The 18,606-nt window shown below is 72.8% G+C and carries 17 protein-coding genes and 1 riboswitch; of the genes, 2 read left to right on the plus strand and 15 right to left on the minus strand.

Annotated elements, in window-relative coordinates; genetic code table 11:
- Nucleotides 1-92 precede the first annotated feature (92 nt).
- The 10 genes from HUT19_RS07135 to HUT19_RS07180 all read right to left on the minus strand — a co-directional run bounded on the left by HUT19_RS07135 (nt 93) and on the right by HUT19_RS07180 (nt 10,324).
- A complete protein-coding gene (locus tag HUT19_RS07135; RefSeq protein ID WP_176179644.1) occupies nt 93-1,214 on the minus strand; it encodes a hemolysin family protein in 1,122 nt (373 codons plus the stop codon).
- Nucleotides 1,211-2,626, minus strand: coding sequence for a hemolysin family protein (locus HUT19_RS07140; RefSeq protein ID WP_176179645.1), 1,416 nt, complete (start codon nt 2,624-2,626; stop codon nt 1,211-1,213). The genes HUT19_RS07135 and HUT19_RS07140 overlap by 4 nt, the downstream gene beginning before the upstream one ends.
- Before the next feature lie 243 nt (nt 2,627-2,869).
- The gene (locus HUT19_RS07145; protein WP_254885473.1) at nt 2,870-3,325 is read right to left on the minus strand and encodes a PH domain-containing protein; all 456 of its coding nucleotides are present in this window, start codon (nt 3,323-3,325) and stop codon (nt 2,870-2,872) included.
- 62 nt (nt 3,326-3,387) lie between these two features.
- Nucleotides 3,388-4,236 (minus strand): ATP phosphoribosyltransferase, encoded by an 849-nt coding sequence (hisG, locus tag HUT19_RS07150; RefSeq protein WP_176179646.1) that lies wholly within the window; start codon nt 4,234-4,236, stop codon nt 3,388-3,390.
- 88 nt (nt 4,237-4,324) lie between these two features.
- Nucleotides 4,325-4,597, minus strand: a complete 273-nt coding sequence (locus tag HUT19_RS07155; protein WP_176179647.1) for a phosphoribosyl-ATP diphosphatase — start codon at nt 4,595-4,597, stop codon at nt 4,325-4,327.
- A 36-nt stretch (nt 4,598-4,633) separates the two neighbouring features.
- Entirely contained in the window at nt 4,634-5,119 is a 486-nt protein-coding gene (gene ribH, locus HUT19_RS07160) for a 6,7-dimethyl-8-ribityllumazine synthase (RefSeq protein WP_176179648.1), read from the minus strand.
- 94 nt (nt 5,120-5,213) lie between these two features.
- Nucleotides 5,214-6,566, minus strand: a complete 1,353-nt coding sequence (locus HUT19_RS07165) for a bifunctional 3,4-dihydroxy-2-butanone-4-phosphate synthase/GTP cyclohydrolase II (protein WP_176179649.1) — start codon at nt 6,564-6,566, stop codon at nt 5,214-5,216.
- A gap of 95 nt (nt 6,567-6,661) precedes the next feature.
- A complete protein-coding gene (locus tag HUT19_RS07170; RefSeq protein ID WP_176179650.1) occupies nt 6,662-7,339 on the minus strand; it encodes a riboflavin synthase in 678 nt (225 codons plus the stop codon).
- Between the two features lies 1 nt (nt 7,340).
- The gene (gene ribD, locus HUT19_RS07175; RefSeq protein ID WP_176179651.1) at nt 7,341-8,447 is read right to left on the minus strand and encodes a bifunctional diaminohydroxyphosphoribosylaminopyrimidine deaminase/5-amino-6-(5-phosphoribosylamino)uracil reductase RibD; all 1,107 of its coding nucleotides are present in this window, start codon (nt 8,445-8,447) and stop codon (nt 7,341-7,343) included.
- A 152-nt stretch (nt 8,448-8,599) separates the two neighbouring features.
- A riboswitch (FMN riboswitch) is annotated at nt 8,600-8,730 on the minus strand.
- A 370-nt stretch (nt 8,731-9,100) separates the two neighbouring features.
- Nucleotides 9,101-10,324: an ROK family transcriptional regulator gene (locus HUT19_RS07180; protein ID WP_176179652.1), complete on the minus strand. Its 1,224-nt coding sequence runs from the start codon at nt 10,322-10,324 to the stop codon at nt 9,101-9,103.
- A gap of 164 nt (nt 10,325-10,488) precedes the next feature.
- On the opposite strand from HUT19_RS07180, the gene HUT19_RS07185 reads away from it, so the two are divergent.
- Nucleotides 10,489-11,727, plus strand: a complete 1,239-nt coding sequence (locus HUT19_RS07185) for an MFS transporter (RefSeq protein ID WP_176179653.1) — start codon at nt 10,489-10,491, stop codon at nt 11,725-11,727.
- A gap of 172 nt (nt 11,728-11,899) precedes the next feature.
- On the opposite strand, the gene HUT19_RS07190 is transcribed toward HUT19_RS07185, so the two are convergent.
- Nucleotides 11,900-12,766: a helix-turn-helix transcriptional regulator gene (locus HUT19_RS07190; protein WP_176179654.1), complete on the minus strand. Its 867-nt coding sequence runs from the start codon at nt 12,764-12,766 to the stop codon at nt 11,900-11,902.
- A 174-nt stretch (nt 12,767-12,940) separates the two neighbouring features.
- Here HUT19_RS07190 and HUT19_RS07195 point away from each other — a divergent pair, with 174 nt between their 5' ends.
- Nucleotides 12,941-13,705: a DUF5995 family protein gene (locus tag HUT19_RS07195; protein ID WP_176179655.1), complete on the plus strand. Its 765-nt coding sequence runs from the start codon at nt 12,941-12,943 to the stop codon at nt 13,703-13,705.
- Here HUT19_RS07195 and HUT19_RS07200 read toward each other — a convergent pair.
- From HUT19_RS07200 to HUT19_RS07215, 4 genes are all read right to left on the minus strand, one after another.
- A complete protein-coding gene (locus tag HUT19_RS07200; RefSeq protein WP_176179656.1) occupies nt 13,666-15,387 on the minus strand; it encodes an NAD(P)/FAD-dependent oxidoreductase in 1,722 nt (573 codons plus the stop codon). The genes HUT19_RS07195 and HUT19_RS07200 overlap by 40 nt on opposite strands.
- A gap of 74 nt (nt 15,388-15,461) precedes the next feature.
- Nucleotides 15,462-16,268: a carbon-nitrogen hydrolase family protein gene (locus tag HUT19_RS07205; RefSeq protein WP_176179657.1), complete on the minus strand. Its 807-nt coding sequence runs from the start codon at nt 16,266-16,268 to the stop codon at nt 15,462-15,464.
- A gap of 166 nt (nt 16,269-16,434) precedes the next feature.
- The gene (locus HUT19_RS07210; RefSeq protein ID WP_176179658.1) at nt 16,435-16,890 is read right to left on the minus strand and encodes an Lrp/AsnC family transcriptional regulator; all 456 of its coding nucleotides are present in this window, start codon (nt 16,888-16,890) and stop codon (nt 16,435-16,437) included.
- A gap of 10 nt (nt 16,891-16,900) precedes the next feature.
- The gene (locus tag HUT19_RS07215) at nt 16,901-18,373 is read right to left on the minus strand and encodes an amino acid permease (RefSeq protein ID WP_176179659.1); all 1,473 of its coding nucleotides are present in this window, start codon (nt 18,371-18,373) and stop codon (nt 16,901-16,903) included.
- Between the last annotated feature and the right edge of the window lie 233 nt (nt 18,374-18,606).

Genomic DNA, 18,606 nt, shown 5'->3' on the forward strand with positions numbered 1-18,606 from the left:
ATGTGCGGCTCCGCCGCGTGGGCGCGACCAGCCACGGACGCCGCCGCAGCCGGGCGCGCCCCTCATGGCACGTGCCGCGGCGCGTCAGCGCGCTAGCGCGCCACCATGGCGGGCCGCTCCGCCGGTTCCGTTCCCTTCGGCTCCGCCGAGGCACCGCGCGGCACGGCCACCCGGCGGCGCTTCACGGCCCGGTGGGCGGGGTCCCTGACCTCGCCGACCAGTATCTCCAGGACGTCCTCCAGGGCCACCAGACCCAGCACCTTCCCCGAGGCGTCGGTGACGGCCGCGAGGTGCGAGGCGGCCCGGCGCATCACGGTGAGGGCGTCGTCGAGGGGCAGCTCCGCGCGCAGGGTCTCGATCGGCCGCCAGACCCGCTGCGGTACGGCGCGCTCCGGGAACTCCAGGTCCAGGACGTCCTTCACATGCAGATAGCCCATGAAGGCACCGCCGGGGCCGCGCACCGGGAAGCGCGAGTAGCCGGTCCGTACGGTCAGCTCCTCGATCTGCCGCGGGGTGACCGAGGGGTCGACGGTGACCAGGCCCGCCCGGTCGAGCAGCACATCGGTGACCGGGCGGCTGCCCAGTTCCAGGGCGTCGGCGAGCCGCTCGTGCTCACCGGGCTCGAGCAGTCCGGCCTGCCGGGAGTCCTCCACCAGATGGGTCAGCTGCTCACTGGTGAAGACCGCCTCGACCTCGTCCTTGGGCTCGACCCGGAACAGCCGCAGCACCAGCCGGGCACAGGCCCCGAGCGCCGCGGTGACCGGGCGGCACAGCCGGGCGAAGCCGACCAGGCCGGGGCCGAGCCACAGCGCGGTCTTCTCGGGCGCCGCCATGGCCAGGTTCTTCGGCACCATCTCGCCGATGACCAGATGGAGGAAGACCACGACGGCGAGCGCGATGGCGTAGCCGAAGGGGTGGACCAACTGGGCGGGCAGATGGACGGCGTGGAAGACCGGCTCCAGCAGATGGGCGACGGTCGGCTCGGCGACCGCGCCGAGGGTCAGCGAGCAGACGGTGATGCCGAACTGGGCGGCCGCCATCATCTGCGGCAGGTTCTCCAGACCGGTCAGCACCGTACGGGCGCGACCGGAGCCCTCGGCCGCACGCGGCTCGATCTGGCTGCGGCGCACCGAGACGAGGGCGAACTCGGCGCCCACGAAGAAGCCGTTGGCGAGGACGAGCAGGGCGGCGAAGAGCAGTTGGACGAGACTCATCGCTCGGTCCCCTTCCCGGCGGCGGTACCGGCGGCCGTACTGGCAGCCGGACAGGTGACGGTGGCGGCGGTGCCCGCCTGCCCCACCGGCGTACCCGTCTTGGTGCGGACGATGCGTACCAGCTCCGCCCGGTGGTGGCCGACCTGCCGGACGGCCAGTTTCCAGCCGGGCAGTTCGGCGGTGTCGCCGGGGGCGGGGATCCGCGTCAGCAGGTCGGCGACGAGTCCGGCGACGGTCTCGTACGGCCCGTCGGGTGCCTCCAGGCCGATCCGGCGCAGGGCGTCGACGCGGCAGCCGCCGTCGGCGTCCCAGGCGTGACGGCCGTCCTCGGTGACGATCTGGATCAGGTCGGGCATATCGGCGTCTTCGTCGTCGTGTTCGTCGCGGACCTCGCCGACCAGTTCCTCGACGATGTCCTCCAGGGTGACGACGCCCGCCGTACCGCCGTACTCGTCGACGACCACGGCTATCGGCTGCTCGCTGCGGAGCTGCTCCAGCAGCGGCTGGACCGGCAGGGTCTCCGGCACCAGCAGCGGGGGCTGGGCGATCCCGCCCACGGGGGTGCGCAGCCGGTCGTGCGCGGGCACCGCGAGGGCGTCCTTGAGGTGCACCATCCCGATGACCTCGTCGAGGCGTTCGCGGTAGACCGGGAAGCGGGAGAGCCCGGTGGCGCGGGTGAGGTTGAGCACGTCCTCGGCGGTCGCCGTGGACTGAAGGGCGCTCACCCGGACCCGCGGGGTCATCACGTGCTGGGCGGTGAGATCGCCCAGCGACAGGGTCCGGACGAACAGATCGGCGGTGTCCTGCTCGATCGCGCCGGCCCGCGCCGAGTGGCGGGCGAGCGAGACCAGCTCACCGGGGGTGCGGGCGGAGGCCAGCTCCTCGGTGGGCTCCACGCCCAGCATCCGCACCAGCCGGTTGGCGACCGTGTTGAGCAGGGCGATGACCGGCCGGAAGAAGCGGGCGAAGGCGTGCTGCGGGCCCGCGACGAACCGGGCGACCTGGAGCGGCCGCGAGACGGCCCAGTTCTTGGGCACCAGCTCGCCGATGACCATCTGGACGGCGGACGCCACCAGCATGCCGATGACAACGGCCACCCCGGACACGGCTCCGTGCGGCAGTCCGGCGGCCTCCAGCGGCACGGTCAGCAGATGGCCGAGCGCGGGCTCGGCCAGCATGCCGACCACCAGGGAGGTGATGGTGATGCCCAGCTGGGTGCCGGAGAGCTGGAAGGACAGCTCGCGGAGCGCCTCGACGACGGTGCGGGCGCGCCGGTCGCCCTCGTCGGCGGCGCGTTCGGCGTCCGGTCGCTCGACGGTGACCAGGCCGAATTCCGCCGCTACGAAGAAGCCGTTGGCGAGGATGAGAACGAGGGCCGCGGAGAGCAGCAGAAGGGACTGGGTGGTGCTCATGCCGCCGCCTTCTGGCCGGCGGCGGCGCAGGTACTACAGGACGATCCGTCCATCTGCGGAGGGAGTCACTCCTCGGGTCGCAGGGGAGCCCGCCGGCCGCGCGGGGCGCGCGAACAGGAGATGGCGGGGCGGGGCACCGTTCGGCCCCGGCAACAGGGTAATCAAGGATGGGGCGTCACGGGCAGGCCCCTCGGGCCGACGGAGCGCCGCCCGGCCGCCGCGGACCGGCCGCGGAGGCCCGGATCAGGCCGATTCACCGCCCGTGCCGTGCTTCTCGGCCAGGGCCCGCAGCGCCCGCGCGTCGTTGATGGCCCGCTCCTTGGCGATGCCCGGCTGGATGCCCATGGCGGGCAGGCTGGTGCCGTCCGCGAGGTCCAGGAAGACCCATGGATCGCCGGGCCGCAGATTGACCCGGAGCACCTCCGCCCACTCCAGACGGCGCTTGGTGGTGAGGTTGACCACCGTCACCCCGTCCGTGTCGGCCACCACCTTGGGGCGGCTGAGCAGCACCAGCACCCCGAAGAAGATCAGGCCGGTGATGACGAAGCTGGCCTTCTCCCCCGGGCTCAGGCGCTCCAGGAGCAGTCCGACCGCGGTGAGCGCGATGACAACGGCGGTGCCGACGGTCATCAGGACCGCCCGGGTCCTGGTCGGCCGGAAGGTGACGGGCAGGGCGGGCAGGGGCGCGGCGGAGGACACGTGGTCGGTCTCTCGTGGGAAGCGGGTGGGCGGGGCGGGCGCGGTGGCCGTGATGGCCGCGGTCAGAGCCGACAGGCGTGGATCCCGGTGGTGAGGATCGCCCGGGCCCCCAGGTCGTACAGCTCGTCCATGATCCGCTGGGCGTCCTTGGAGGGGACCATCGAGCGGACCGCGACCCAGCCCTCGTGGTGCAGCGGGGAGACGGTGGGCGACTCCAGGCCGGGGGTGAGCGCCACGGCGCGCTCGACGTGCTCGACGCGGATGTCGTAGTCCATCATCACGTAGCGCCGGGCCACCAGGACGCCCTGCATCCGGCGCAGGAACTGCTGCACCTTGGGGTCGTCCGCGGGGGCGCCGGTACGGCGGATGACCACGGCCTCCGACTGGAGGATCGGCTCGCCGATGATCTCCAGACCGGCGTTGCGCAGGGTGGTCCCGGTCTCGACGACATCCGCGATGATCTCGGCGACCCCGAGCTGGATGGCGGTCTCGACGGCCCCGTCGAGGTGGACCACCGCGGCGTCCACCCCGTGGTCGGCGAGGTGCTTGGTGACCAGTCCGGCGAAGGAGGTGGCCACCGTCATCCCGCCGAACTCGCTGACGTCCTTGGCGGTGCCGGGGAGGGTCGCGTAGCGGAAGGTGGACCCGGCGAAGCCGAGCTGCATGATCTCCTCGGCCTGGGAGCCGGAGTCCAGCAGCAGATCGCGACCGGTGATGCCGATGTCGAGCCGGCCGGAGCCGACGTAGACGGCGATGTCACGGGGGCGCAGGAAGAAGAACTCCACGTCGTTGTCGGAGTCGACGAGGACGAGCTCCTTGCGGTCCTTGCGCTGCCGGTAGCCCGCCTCATGGAGCATCGCCGACGCAGGCTCGGACAGTGAACCCTTGTTGGGGACGGCGATGCGCAGCATGAGAGTTCTTTCCTTCGGTAGCGATCGGTTGCGAGGGGGTGGCACGGGCCCCGGGGTCCCGGACACCCGAGGCTCAGGGACGGACGGCTCAGAGATGAGCGTAGACGTCGTCGAGGGAGATGCCCTTGGCGACCATCATCACCTGAAGGTGGTAGAGGAGCTGCGAGATCTCCTCTGCGGCCGCCGCGTCGCTCTCGTACTCGGCGGCCATCCACACCTCGGCGGCCTCCTCCACCACCTTCTTGCCGATGGCGTGCACACCGGACTGGAGCAGCTCGGCGGTGCGGGAGGTGGCGGGGTCGGCCGTGGCGGCCTTCTGCTGGAGCTCGGCGAAGAGCTCCTCGAACGTCTTGTTGGCCATGATGCCCGTCATCCTACTGGTGCGGGCCGGTCCGGTTCAGCGCCAGGGTTCGGCGACCGAGCGCAGGGTGGCGGCGGTGGCGACGGCGGCGGTGACCGCCTCGTGGCCCTTGTCCTCGCTGGATCCGGCGATCCCGGCGCGGTCGAGGGCCTGCTCCTCGGTGTCGCAGGTCAGCACGCCGAAGCCGATGGGGACCCCGCTGTCCACGCTGACCCGGGTGAGGCCCTGGGTGACGCCCTGGCACACGTAGTCGAAGTGGGGGGTGCCGCCGCGGATGACCACCCCGAGGGCCACGATCGCGTCGTAGCCGCGTCCCGCCAGGACCTTGGCGACCACCGGCAGCTCGAAGCTGCCCGGCACCCGCAGCACGGTGGGCTCGGAGATGCCGAGTTCACCGAGGGCGCGCAGGGCGCCGTCGACCAGCCCGTCCATCACCTTCTCGTGCCACTGGGCGGCGATGACGGCCACCCGCAGGTCGCCGCAGTTCTTCACGGACAGTTCGGGGGCACCCTTACCGCTCACGTCTCTCCTCGGTGCGTTTCTTGCCCTCGTACGGGGATGTACGGGTCGTTCTGATCGGATTTTTACCGGTGTTGCCGTATGCGGCGCGGCCCGGCTACTGGTTACCGCACGCGGACACGGGTTCGGCGCGATCGCCGTCCAGCCAGGGCAGGTCATGCCCCATCCGGTCCCGCTTGGTCCGCAGATACCGCAGATTGTGCTCCCCGGCCTGGACCGGCATCGGCTCCCGGCCGAGGACCCGCAGTCCGTGGCGGACCAGGGCCGTGGTCTTCTCGGGGTTGTTGGTCATCAGCCGCAGGGAGCGCACCCCGAGGTCGGTGAGGATCTCCGCGCCCGCGGCGTAGTCCCGCGCGTCGGCGGGCAGCCCCAGCTCCAGATTGGCGTCCAGGGTGTCCCGGCCGAGCTCCTGGAGCTGGTACGCGCGCAGCTTGGACAGCAGCCCGATACCGCGCCCTTCGTGGCCGCGCAGATAGAGCACCACACCGCGGCCCTCGGCGGCGACCCGCTCCAGCGAGGCGTGCAGCTGGGGGCCGCAGTCGCAGCGCAGCGAGTGGAAGACATCGCCGGTGAGGCATTCGGAGTGGACCCGCACCAGCACGTCCTCGCCGTCGCCGAGTTCGCCGTGGACGAGGGCGATGTGCTCGACGCCGTCGGCGGTGGAGCGGTAGCCGTACGCCTGGAAGTCGCCGAAGGCGGTGGGCAGCCGGGTCTTGGCCTCGCGCCGCACGGCGGGCTCCAGCGCCTTGCGGTGGGCGATCAGGTTCTCGATGGAGATGATCGCCAGATCGTGCTTACGGGCGAAGGTGACCAGGTCGGGCAGGCGCAGCATCGCGCCGTCCTCGCCCGCGATCTCGACGATCGCGGCGGCCGGGCGCAGCCCCGCGAGCCGGGCCAGGTCGACCCCGGCCTCGGTGTGACCGTCGCGGGCGAGCACCCCGCCCGGGCGGGCGCGGAGCGGGAAGATGTGGCCGGGGCGCGCGAAGTCGCCGGGGGTGCTGTGCGGATCGGCCAGCAGCCGCAGGGTGGTGGCCCGGTCGGCGGCGGAGATACCGGTGCTGACGCCGTGCTCGGCGGTGGCGTCGACCGAGACGGTGAACGCGGTACGCATGGACTCGGAGTTCTGCTCCACCATCTGGGGCAGTTCCAGCCGGTCGAGGTCGGTGCCCGCAAGAGTGGCGCAGATCAGCCCGCGGCACTCGGACATCATGAAGGCGACGATCTCGGGGGTGATCTTCTCGGCGGCGACGATGAGATCGCCCTCGTTCTCCCGGTCCTCGTCGTCCACGACCACGACGGGGCGGCCCGCGGCGATGTCGGCGACGGCCCGCTCGACGGAGTCCAGCGCCAGTTCGTCGGGCCACGCCCCGGCGGCGCGCAGGGGCGCGGGGGTTGTGGTCGGCTGCGGCTCGGCGGTGTGCGGCTCGGTCTCCGCGTATGCCTCGCTCATGGCACTCCTTCCAAGGACGGGCGCGCTCGGGACGGGCACGCCCGTGGCCTCGCGGTGGATCGGTCCGGACCCGGCGACCAGCCGGTCGAGGGCGGTCATGAGACGGCCTCCCCGTCGGTGGTTCCGGACGCGCGGGCGGGTGTGGGGCCGGGGGTGGCGGCGGGGCCGTGGGCGCGGTCGCCGAGCATCCGCTCGACGTACTTGGCGACCACGTCCACCTCGAGGTTGACCGGGTCTCCGGTCTGCTTGACGCCGAGGGTGGTGAGGGCGAGCGTCGTCGGGATCAGGCTGACGGTGAAGTAGTCCAGGCCCGCGTCCACCACGGTCAGGCTGATGCCGTCGACGGTGATGGAGCCCTTCTCCACGACGTAGCGGCTCAGATCGGCGGGGAGCGAGATCCTGACGGTCTCCCAGTGCTCGGAGAGCTTGCGCTCGACGATGGTGCCGGTGCCGTCGACATGGCCCTGGACGATATGGCCGCCGAGCCGCCCGCCGAGCGCCATGGGGCGCTCCAGGTTGACGCGGGAGCCCACGGCGAGCGCGCCGAGACTGGAGCGGTTCAGGGTCTCGGCCATCACATCGGCGCTGAACTCGCCGCCCGCGGAGCCCTCGTCGAGGTCCACGACGGTGAGACAGACGCCGTTGACCGCGATGGAGTCGCCGTGCTTCGCACCGTCGGTGACGACGGGGCCGCGCACCTGGAAGCGGGAGGCGTCGCCCAGGTTCTCGATGGCGACGATCTCACCCAGTTCTTCGACAATTCCGGTGAACACTTCAGTTCTCCTCGGCGAGGGGGGCTGCGGGAACAGCGGTGACGCGCAGATCGGGCCCGAGCCGCGTGATGTCGGCCGTGGTAAGGCGCAACGCCTGCGCGATGGTGGTGATTCCGGCGTCGGCGAGGGCGGCGGGGCCCGCGCCGAGCAGAACGGGGGCCAGATAGCCGACGACCTTGTCGACGACCCCGGCGGCGAGGAACGCCCCGGCGAGCGTGGGCCCGCCCTCCAGCAGTACGGAGCGCACCCCGCGGTGGTGCAGGGCGGTCAGCAGCGCGGCGATGTCGAGGCCGCGCCCCGCCGCGGCGCGGGGCAGCCGCACGCTCTCCGTGCCGGCCGGGAGGTGTCCGGTGTCGGCGTCCTCGGCCACGGCGACGAGGGTGGGCGCGGCGTCGTCCAGGATGCGGGCGTCGGGCTTCAGGGCGGTCGCGTTCGTGTCGACGGCGACCCGCAGCGGCTGGGTGACCCCGTCCCGGTCACGTACGGCCAGATGGGGGTCGTCGGCGCGCAGCGTGCCGGAGCCGACGATCACGGCGTCCGCCTCGGCGCGCAGCCGGTGCACATCGGCACGGGACGCGGCGGAGGTGATCCAGCGGCTGGTGCCGTCGGCCGCGGCGCTGCGGCCGTCCAGGGTGGCCGCGTACTTCCACAGCACGAAGGGGCGGCCGCGCCGCATCGAGGTCAGCCAGGCCTCGTTGACCGCCTCGGCCTCGTCGGTCAGCGGTCCGGCCGCGACATCGATTCCGGCGGCCGCGAGGGTGGCGGCACCGCCCCGGGCCGCGGCGGTGGGGTCGGCGACGGCGTAACGGACGCGGGCGACCCCGGCGTCGATGAGCGCCTGGGCGCAGGGCCCGGTGCGGCCGGTGTGGTTGCAGGGTTCGAGGGTGACCAGCGCGGTCCCGCCACGGGCCCGCTCACCCGCGGCGCGCAGCGCGTGGACCTCGGCATGCGGGCCGCCGGCCCGCTGGTGCCAGCCCTCACCGACGGTGCGGCCCCGAGCGTCGAGGATGACGCAGCCGACGACGGGGTTGGGGCTGGTGTGGCCGAGGCCGCGGGCTGCGAGCGCGACGGCATGGCGCATCGCGTCGGCTTCGGCTGCGGTGGCCACCGGGTCCTCCTGCCTCTTCGGGCACGGACTCCGGGGCTGTCGGAAACGACACAAGCGAACAACGGCGCCGTCGGCACGCCGGGCTCGGCAGACGGGCCCACACCCAAACAGCGCGGACCGCCGATGGCGGCGCACCGGTGATGTCGCATTCGCCGCGCACTGCCTCCCATCCGGACTTTCACCGTCGGTCCAGGAATTTCACCTGGTCAACCGGCCGCTGGCGGCGGGCGGGTCGCGGACTGTAACCGCCGGTTCGGATTTTCACCGACCCCGGAGTGCGCTGACGTCACTGGTACGCGCCCAGTCTGCCATGACGATCAGCAGACATGGAGGCCCACCCCCTGTGGCCTCCCTCACCCCCGGGGGGTGGCCCGGGTCCGCGAAGCCGGGGCCCGACCGGGGCGGCCACCGCGGCAGGCCGGTGACCAGCGGCCCGCCGCTCGGGCCGCGGCTCGGCCGCGCGGGATTGCGACGAGGCGAGGGCCGTGCCGGACCGGCCGCGGCAGGAGGTCGGTTGCGGTGCCCTACCGCGCGTGGAGCAAGACCGGGGGCCGCCGCCGCGTCCCAACCGGTCGCGGATCGGCCGCGACAGGGGCGATGGCGGTGCCGTACCGGCGTGTGTGGACGGGGCCGAGGCCGGGCCCGACCGGCAGCTAGTCCGCGTGGTCCGCGCCGAACAGGGCGTTCTGGGCCGCGTCCGTCGCGGTGAGGACCGCGCCGCGGAGGACCGCCCCGCCGCCGACGGTTCCGGGGCGGATCTCGGTGCGCAGGGGGGACATCCGGGCGACGTGCGCTTCGACGCGATGGGCGAGGGCCGTACCCCCCGCGCGGCCGATCTCACCGCCGAGCACCACACAGCCCGGGTCGAGCACCGCGGTCACCGCCGCGGCGCCGAGGGCGACGCGCGACGCGAGTGCGTCCAGGAAGGGGGCGGCCCGCTCCCCCGCCGCGACGGCCGCCCGCAGTACCGCCTCCGCCGCCCCCGCGTCGTCCGTACCGCCCGCCGACGCCGCGTCCACACCGTGTTCCCGGGCGAGCGCGCAGATCGCGCGGCTGCCCGCGAGAGCGTGGAAGCCGCCGTCGCAGCCGGTCGCCGAGGGCAGTCCCGTCGTCCCCGGCACCGGCAGGAAGCCGATCTCGCCGGTGCCGCCGGAGGCGCCGCGCCGCAGCACCCGGTCCAGCACCACGGCCGCGCCCACCCCGTGACCGAGCCACAGCAGGACGAAGGTGTCCCGGTCGCGCACCACGCCGAGCCGCTGTTCGGCGACCGCGGCGAGGTTGACCTCGTTCTCCAGCAGCACCGGCGCCGCCAGCCCGCCGTGCAGCGCGTCGGCCAGCTCGCGGTGCCAGGAGGGCAGTCCGGCCGGGGAGTTGAGCACCCCGGTGGCCGGGTCGACCAGACCGGGTGCGCCCACCCCGATGTGGTGCAGCCGGTCCGCCCCGGCCCGCCGGGCGGTGCGCTCCACCAGGGCCACCGCGTCCGCGACGGTCCGCGCGGGGTCGGCGTCCGGGGCGACCGGCAGCGACGCTTCGGCCAGCGTCCGGCCGAGCAGATCCGCGACGCAGACGGCGACGCTGTCGGTGCGGACATCCACCCCGGCCACGTACGCGCCCTCCGCGACGATCCCGTACACCCGGGCGTTGGGCCCGCGCCGCTCCGCCCCCGCCTCCCCCACGATCGCGATCAGTCCGGCCGCTCGCAGCCGCTCCACCAGGTCCGCCACCGTGGGGCGGGAGAGACCGGTCAGCGTTTTGAGCTGGCCCGCGGTCAACGGGCCCTCGTCCTTGAGCAGATGCAGGGCGAGGCGGTCGTTGATGGCCCGTGCCGTACGCGGAGAGGCGGTGCGGCCCATGGCGGGGCCACGCGTCGAGGTCATGCCGGAATCCTTCCAGACGGACGTCCGGAGACATCGCCTATCTATCAGGCAGGCTCCCTGATAGTTTCCCACCGGCATCAGGACAGGACAGCCAGGACAGGGCGGGGAAAGACAGGACAGGCAGGACAAGGGAAGGGCCGCGCTTCGGGGAGGGAGCGACAGCCATGAGCAGTGGTACGGAATCCGGGGCCCTTCAGATGGTCCCGATACGGCGGGCGCGGAGGGCCGTCGCGGCGGTGTTCGCGGTGCACGGCGCGGTCACCGGCAACTTCGCCACCCGCATCCCCTGGATCCAGGAGCGGTTGGACATCGGCGCGGGCCAACTCGGCCTGGCGCTCGCCTTCCCCGCGATCGGGGCCTCCTTCGCGATGCCGCTGGCGGGGCGGATCAGCCACCGCTTCGGCGCCCGTGCGGCACTGCGCGGACTGCTGGCCCTGTGGTGCCTGTGGCTCGCGGTGCCCCCGCTGGTGCCCGGCCCGGTCTGGCTGTGCGGCGCGCTGTTCGTGTTCGGCGCGACCGCCGGGATGTCCGACGTTGCCATGAACGCCCTCGGCGTGGAGATCGAGACCCGGCTTGGGCGGCCCATCATGTCCGGGCTGCACGGGATGTGGAGCACGGGCGCGCTCATCGGCTCGGCGGCGGGCACGGTCGCGGCCCACGCCGAGGCGGACGCCCGGCCGCATCTGGCCATCGCCGCCGGGGCCCTCACCCTGCTGGGCGCGATCGCCTGCCACTGGGTGCTGGATCTGCACAGCGCCACCGAGGAGCATCCGCCGCCCCGTTTCGCGCTTCCGCCCCGCTCCGCGCTGATCATCGGCGCGGTGGGGTTCTGCGCGGTGTTCGCCGAGGGAGCGAGCCTGGACTGGTCGGCGGTCTATCTGCGGGACGTCATGGACTCCTCCCCCGGGGTCGCCGCCGCCTGCACCACGGCCTTCTCCTGCACCATGGCCGGGGCCCGGCTGGCGGGCGACGCGGTGGTGGGCCGGTTCGGTTCGGTCCGCACGGTACGGGCGGGCGGGGTGCTCGCCACGCTCGGCGGCCTCCTGGTCGTCACGGCACCGAACGCGGGGCTCGCCATCGCGGGCTTCGGCCTCATCGGGCTGGGCATCGCGGTGGTGGTGCCGCTGGCGTTCGCCGCCGCGGGCCGCAGCGGCCCGGCCCCCAGCCAGGCCATCGCGGGCGTGGCCACGATCACCTACACCTCCGGTCTGATCGCCCCCGCGGCGATGGGCTCGATCGCGGACATGACCTCGCTGACGGTGTCGTTCTGCCTGGTCACGGTGGGCGCGCTGGGCCTGGTGGCGGGTGCGGGCGTGCTGCGCGGAGCGGCCCGGGAAACCGCGCACGCGCCGGGCGACGCGGCCCACAAGCCCGAATCGGCGCAGCGCAGCACCTCCGGCTGACGCCGCGGTACGCCTCGTGGCGGGGCGTGGGGTGGGTCCGGCCGAGCGCCCCGGCGCGCGCGGTCGGCCGGTTCGTCCACCGGCAGCGGGGCCAGAGCCGTCAGACGCCGCCGCGGGGACGCGACCGTCGCGCGACCGGCACAACTGGCGACGCGGCCGGGCGACCGGGGACTCATCCGCTCGGGGCGAGGTCCTGGAGGCCCACGACCGCGAGCAGTTCCAGCCGTTCGGCGGCCGTACTGCCGGGACGGGCGGTGTACACGATCAGCCGCTGGGCGTGGTCCGCGCTCAGCAGCACCTCGCTCTCCAGCTCCAGATCCCCCACCACCGGATGCCGAAACCGCCGTATCGATGAGCGCCGTACCGCCGCCGCGCCGGCCTCCCACAGCGCCGTGAATTCCTGGCTCCCGGCCCGCAGTTCGGCCACCAGCGCGGCGGGGCCGGGGTCGTCGGGGCGGGCGGTGAGGGCGGCCCGCAGATCGGCGACCAGGTTCCGGGCGCGATCCTGGCGCTCCTCACGCTCCTCGCGTTCCCCGGCGGTCTCGGGCAGTCCCGGGCCGGTCCGCCGGGTGAAGAAGGACCGGACGAGATTGCGGTCCCCCGGCGGCCGTGCGGTGAGGTCACCGAACAGGGCGGCCGCCATGGTGTTCTGGGCCAGCACCTCGCCCCAGTCGGTGACCACCTGCGCGGGGGTGTCGTACAGCCGGTCCAGGACGCGCAGCAGTCCGGGGCGGATATGTCCGGACGTGGCCGGATCGTGCGGGGGCTCCTCCCCCGCCAGCCGGAAGAGGTGGTCGCGCTCGGGGTCGGTGAGCCGCAGCGCACGGGCCAGCGCGGTGAGCATCCGGCGGGACGGGCGCGGGCCGCGGCCCTGTTCGAGCCGGGTGCAGTAGTCAGCTGACATCCCGGCCAGCCGGGCCACCTCCTCCCGGCGCAGTCCGGGGGTACGGCGCCGCGGGCCGGGCGTCAGCCCCACGTCGGCGGGGGTGAGCCGGGCTCGGCAGCGTCGCAGGAAGTCGGCGAGTTCCGATCGGGGCACTCCTCCATCGTCACCGCGCCCCCGGCCGCTATCCAGGGTCTGCCGGTCCCAGGATGGGCGGCGGTCCACCGGCACGGGGCGGCCCTGTACCGCGGTTGACGGCGTTAGGCCGATCCGGGGAAGCGGTGGCACTCGGCCGGACGTAGAGGGGTCCGGGCTGCCACGCTTGCGTCCATGACGATGCCGACCGGCGCGCGGCCCGCACCGCCGCGGAGTGTGAGGAGCGTCGTGGCGCGGATGCGCGCGCTCGGCACGGCGCTGCCGCCCGGGGACGGGGTGGCGGTCTTCAACCGGGTGTATCTGTCGGTCACCGAGGAGGTGGGCCGGGGGCTCGCGGCCGGGTACTTCCAGGATCCGGCCGCCACCGAGGAGCTGGACGTGCGCTTCGCCGGGCGCTATCTGGCCGCGGTGGACGCGGCGGCGGCGGGCCGTCGGCCGCCCGCCTGCTGGCGGCCGCTGTTCGAGCTGCGGTGCCATCCGGAGGTGCGCCCGGTGCAGTTCGCGCTCGCCGGGATCAACGCCCATATCGGCCATGACCTGGCGCTCGCACTGGTGGACACCTGCCGGGCCCGGCATGCGGAACCGGCCGCGCTGGAAGGGGACTTCGACCGGGTCGGGGCCCTGCTCACCGGGCTGGAGGAGCGGATCCGGGAGGAGCTGATGCCCGGCCCCGATCTGCTGGACGTGGCCGATCCGCTGACCCATCTGGTGGGTTCCTGGAGCCTGGACCGGGCGCGGGACGCCGCGTGGGCGGCGTTCCGCGCCCTGTGGGGGCTGCGCGGACTCCCGGAGCTGGCGGAGGAGTTCACCGAGCGCATCGGCGCGAGCGTGGGTCTGGTCGGGCGCTTTCTGCTCACCCCGCTGCCGGCCGGAGCGACTCGCGGTGCGGACGGTCCGGCTCAGTCCTCCGGCAGCTCCACCGGCGCGATCTCGTCGTAACGGTCGCCCGGCCCCGGGTTCTTGGGGTCGGTGGCGCCGCCGAACTGGTGCATCACGCCCCACACCGCGTTGAGCGCGGTCTGTACGGCGCCCTCGGCCCACCCCGCCGTCCAGGAGATGTCGTCGCCCGCGAGGAAGACGCCGCGCTGGTCCGCGGGCAGCCGGTCCTGCATGAAGTGGGTGAACAGCCGCCGCTGGTAGCGGTAGTGACCGGGCAGGTTGGCCTTGAACGCGCCCATGAAGTAGGGCTCGTTCTCCCAGGAGACGGTGACCGGGCTGCCGATGATGTGCTTGCGGATGTCCACGTTCGGATAGATCTCCGACAGCGACTTGAGCATGACCTCCATCCGCTCGTTCGCCGACAGCGGCAGCCACTTGAGACTGTCGTCGCACCAGGTGTACGAGAGGCAGATGACGGCCGGGCGGTCCGGGCCGTCGTCCAGCAGATAGGTGCCGCGGGTCATCCGGTCGGTGAGCGTCATGCTCATCGTGTCGCGTCCGGTGGGCTCCCCCTTGTCGTCGACGGCCTCGTCCAGCCAGAACGGGCGGTCGACGGGGACGAAGAGCTTGCTGGACTCCATGTAGTGGGTGCGCTCGATCGCCGTCCAGTGGTCGATCGGGAAGAGCGAGTCATCGCAGTCGATCTTGGAGAGCAGCATCCAGGACTGCGCGGTGAAGACCACCGCCCGGTACGAGCGGATGTCCCCGTCCGCGTCCGTCACCACGATGCGGTCGCCCGCGGCGCGGTGCAGCCGGGTCACGGCCGGGCGCGGATCGCCGCCGTGCAGGGACGACAGCGAGGTGCCCTGCGGCCAGTGGACGATCTTCCCGGGCTCGCGCTCCCACAGCCGCAGCGGAAGCTGCTGGCTGCCGCCGACGATACCGCGGTGGTGATCGTCCGCCTCGGTGTAGACGACGCGCAGGATCTCCAGGATGGAGTTGGGGAAGTCGGTGTCCCAGCCGCCGGTGCCGAAGCCGACCTGGCCGAAGATCTCCCGGTGCCGGAAGGAGGTGAAGGCCGAGGAGTCGCAGAGGAAGCCGTAGAACGTCTGGTTGTCCAGCTTCTCCACCAGGCGCGACCAGATCTCACGGATGCGCGGCACATCCCGCTCGCGGATGGCGCGGTTCATATCGGAGAAGTCCGCGCCCTCCTCCAGACAGGCGTTCCAGGCGTCCATCACCTCGCGGTAGACCTGCGGGAGGTCGTCGATGGTGCGGGCGTAGTGGGACTCGCCCTTGAGGTCGACGACGGTGGAGGGGGTCTCGGGCGCCAGCGGGTTGGGGAACGGCCGGGTCTCCAGACCCACCAGGTCGATGTAGTGCTGGAGCGCGGTGGAGGACGGCGGGAAGCGCATCGCGCCCATCTCGGCGGTCAGCGACTCGTCGCAGCCCTCGAAGCCGACGGTGCGCAGCCGTCCGCCGATCCGGTCGGCCTCGTAGACGACGGGCTTCAGGCCCATCTTCATCAGCTCGTACGCGGTGATGATGCCGGACAGACCGCCGCCGACGACCGCGACCTCGGCGCCGTGCTCGGTGGCCGGGATCTGGCCCAGGCCCGCCGGGTGGGCCAGGAAGTCGTCGTAGGCGTAGGGGAAGTCCGGCCCGAACATGGTGATGGGCGGGAGGGCGTCGGCGTGCTGCGGCTCGTGCTCGCCGGGCACGGCGTTGGGCATGGACGTCATCGGTACGGACTCCTTGCGGTCGTGCGGGGGTGTACGCGGGGTGGGGAGGGGGCGGGCGCGGGGGGCGCCGGTGCTCAGGTCAGCGCCCCGTACAGCCCGGGGCGGCGGTCGCGCAGATAGGGATTGGTGGTGCGCGAGGCGGCGAGCAGCTCGGGGTCGGCGTCGCCGATCACCAGTTCCTCAGCCCGGCCGGCCCGGGTGCGGGTGGTGCCGTCGGGGCTCGCCAGACAGCTCAGCCCCACGAAGTCGAACTCGCCCTCGGGTCCGGTGCGGTTGACGTACGCGATGTACATCTGGCTCTCGAAGGCCCGCACCGGGACGAGGGATTCGGCCACGAACTGGAAGGGGTGCATCTGCGCGGTGGGCACCACCAGCAGATCGGTTCCGGCCAGGGCGTGGGCCCGGACGTTCTCCGGGAACTCCACGTCGTAGCAGATCAGGATGCCGACGGTGAGCCCGCCCAGGTCGGCCTGGACGACGGGGGTGTCACCGGGGGTGAACGCGTCGCGCTCGAAGCAGCCGAAGAGATGGGTCTTGCGGTAGTTGGCGAGCTCGGTGCCGTCCGGGCCGACCAGCCGCGCGGAGTTGTAGACGACCTCCGGCCGCGCCTGGTCACGCTCGGGGTAGCCGTAGAGGACGGCGAGGCCGTGCGCGGCGGCGATGGCGGCCGCGACCTGCCCGCCGGGCCCGTCGGCCGGCTCGGCCAGCTCCTGGACGCCGTCGCCGATGGCGTAGCCCGTGAGGAACATCTCCGGGGCGATCAGCAGTCCGGCGCCGTCGGCCGCGGCGCGCTCGGCGGCCGCGTCGAGGACCTTGAGGTTACGGGCGGGGTCGCCGGGGTGACCGGAGCTCTGGAGCAGGGCGGTGCGCAGCGGCGGCATGGGCAGACCTTGGGGGATCCAGGGGGAGGAAGCGACACCAAAAACGGTACGTCCGGCCGAGAACGACCGACAAGGCGCGACCGTTGCGCATCCGCCGTCGATTCATTACGTGTTTCCGGCCCGTCCCGTGGATTTGTTGCACACGGGCCGGAGAGCCCCGGCCGGGTCAGGCCGGAGCGCCGGAGCCGAAGCGCCGCAGCAGCGGCGAGAGCACCAGCACCGACTTGGTGCGCTCCACGAACGGCTCCCCCGCGATGCGCTCCAGGACCCGTTCGAAGTGGCGCATGTCGGCGGCGAAGACCTGGACGACGGCGTCCGCGTCGCCGGTGACGGTCGACGCGGACACCACCTCGGGATAGCGCGACAGACCCCGTCGGATGTCCTCGGGCGAGGTGTTGTGGCGGCAGAAGAGCTCGATGATGCCCTCCGTCTCCCACCCCAGCGCCGCTGGATCGACCCGCACCGTGAAGCCGGTGATGGCCCCCTCGGACCGGAGCCGGTCCACCCGCCGTTTGACGGCGGGGGCGGACAGGCCGACCAGATCGCCGATGTCGGCGTAACTGCGGCGGGCGTCTTCGGCGAGGGCGTGGACGATGCGTTCGTCGAGGTCGTTCAGTCGCACTGCGGGGGAGTCACTTTTCTGCTGTGGCCAGTCGGGAGCGGCGCATGCCGTATCCGAAGTACAACACAAGGCCGACGGCCATCCACACACCGAAGACCACCCAGGTCACGACTTCCAGACTGCCCATCATCCACAGGCAGAGCCCCAGGCCGATCAGCGGGAACAGCGGCGAGAGCGGCACCCGGAAGGTGCGCTCCATGGTGGGCCGGGTCCGGCGCAGCACGATCACCGCGATGTTGACCAGCCCGAAGGCGAACAGCGTGCCGATGCTGGTGGCGTCGGCGAGCTGGCCGAGCGGGATGGCGGCGGCGAGGACGCCGCAGAAGAGCGAGACGATCACGGTGTTGGCACGCGGCACCCCGGTCCGGGCGTGGACGGTGGAGAACACCTTGGGCACCAGGCCGTCGCGGGACATCGCGAAGAGGATGCGGGTCTGGCCGTAGAGCACGGTCAGCACCACGGAGGCGATGGCGACGACCGCACCGGCGGCCAGCAGTACGCCCCAGAAGCTCTGGCCGGTGACCTTCTCCATGATCCCGGACAGCGCGGCCTCGGAGCCGTCGAACTGCTTCCACGGCAGCGCGCCCACGGCCACCGCCGCGACCACGCAGTACAGGGCGGTGACGATGACCAGCGAGAGCATGATCGCGCGCGGCAGGTCACGCTGCGGGTTCTTGGCCTCCTCACCGGCGGTGGAGGCGGCGTCGAAGCCGATGTAGGAGAAGAACAGGGTGGCGCCGGCGGCGCTGACGCCCGCCATGCCCAGCGGCATGAAGGGGGTGTAGTTGCCCGCCCGGATACCGGTGAAGGCGACGGCGCAGAAGAGGATCAGCGCCGCGATCTTCACCCCGACCATGACGGTGTTGGCCCGGGCGCTCTCCTTGGCGCCGCCCAGCAGGAACGCCATGGCCAGCAGCACCACCAGCAGCGCGGGCAGGTTGAAGATCCCGCCGTCGCCGGGCGGGGCGGACAGCGCGTCGGGGATGGTGATGCCGAGGGTGCCGTCGAGCAGTTCGTTGAGGTACTCGCCCCAGCCGACGGCGACGGCCGCCACCGAGACGCCGTACTCCAGGATCAGACACCAGCCGCACACCCAGGCGATCAGCTCGCCCATGGTGGCGTAGGCGTACGAGTACGAGGACCCGGAGACCGGGATGGTGCCCGCCAGCTCCGCGTAGGACAGCGCCGAGAACAGGGCGGTCAGCCCCGCTATGACAAACGACACGACGACCGCGGGACCCGCGTCCGGGACGGCCTCGCCGAGCACCACGAAGATGCCGGTGCCCAGGGTGGCACCGATGCTGATCATGGTGAGCTGCCACATTCCGAGCGAACGCCGCAGGGATCCCCCCGCACCCTGACCGCCTTCGGCGACCAGCCGCTCCACGGGCTTGCGCCGCATCAGCCGGGCGCCGAACCCGGACGCCGGAGGTTCTGGCTCCGGGCGCGGGATCGTGGGCGGGGCTGCGCCGTGCTCCAACACTTGGGTGGCTCCTTATGTCACTGCGGGTCGGGTGACGGGACGACCGACGGCGGACATGCGGCTGCCCGACGACAAACCCGCAGGTGGGGATCGCCGAGCAGTCGGTCCCCGACACTCCACGTCAGCGCAAGACCCTATGAGCCGTCCGCCCACGGCCGTAATGCACCACTCTTGCGCATGAGTGGATGAACGTTGCGCGCGGGGGCGTGCGGCGGGGAATTGTTGCGGGATAC

Source organism: Streptomyces sp. NA02950 (assembly GCF_013364155.1).
Lineage (GTDB): Bacteria > Actinomycetota > Actinomycetes > Streptomycetales > Streptomycetaceae > Streptomyces.

Bases quoted from the DNA above. Each gene is read 5' to 3' on its own strand.
- HUT19_RS07140 (WP_176179645.1), bottom strand. From the start codon at position 2,626: ATGAGCACCACCCAGTCCCTTCTGCTGCTCTCCGCGGCCCTCGTTCTC.
- HUT19_RS07205 (WP_176179657.1), bottom strand. From the start codon at position 16,268: ATGCCGCCGCTGCGCACCGCCCTGCTCCAGAGCTCCGGTCACCCCGGC.
- HUT19_RS07200 (WP_176179656.1), bottom strand. From the start codon at position 15,387: ATGACGTCCATGCCCAACGCCGTGCCCGGCGAGCACGAGCCGCAGCAC.
- hisG (WP_176179646.1), bottom strand. From the start codon at position 4,236: ATGCTGCGCATCGCCGTCCCCAACAAGGGTTCACTGTCCGAGCCTGCG.
- HUT19_RS07165 (WP_176179649.1), bottom strand. From the start codon at position 6,566: ATGAGCGAGGCATACGCGGAGACCGAGCCGCACACCGCCGAGCCGCAG.
- HUT19_RS07180 (WP_176179652.1), bottom strand. From the start codon at position 10,324: ATGACCTCGACGCGTGGCCCCGCCATGGGCCGCACCGCCTCTCCGCGT.
- HUT19_RS07185 (WP_176179653.1), top strand. From the start codon at position 10,489: ATGAGCAGTGGTACGGAATCCGGGGCCCTTCAGATGGTCCCGATACGG.
- HUT19_RS07155 (WP_176179647.1), bottom strand. From the start codon at position 4,597: ATGGCCAACAAGACGTTCGAGGAGCTCTTCGCCGAGCTCCAGCAGAAG.
- HUT19_RS07195 (WP_176179655.1), top strand. From the start codon at position 12,941: ATGACGATGCCGACCGGCGCGCGGCCCGCACCGCCGCGGAGTGTGAGG.
- HUT19_RS07135 (WP_176179644.1), bottom strand. From the start codon at position 1,214: ATGAGTCTCGTCCAACTGCTCTTCGCCGCCCTGCTCGTCCTCGCCAAC.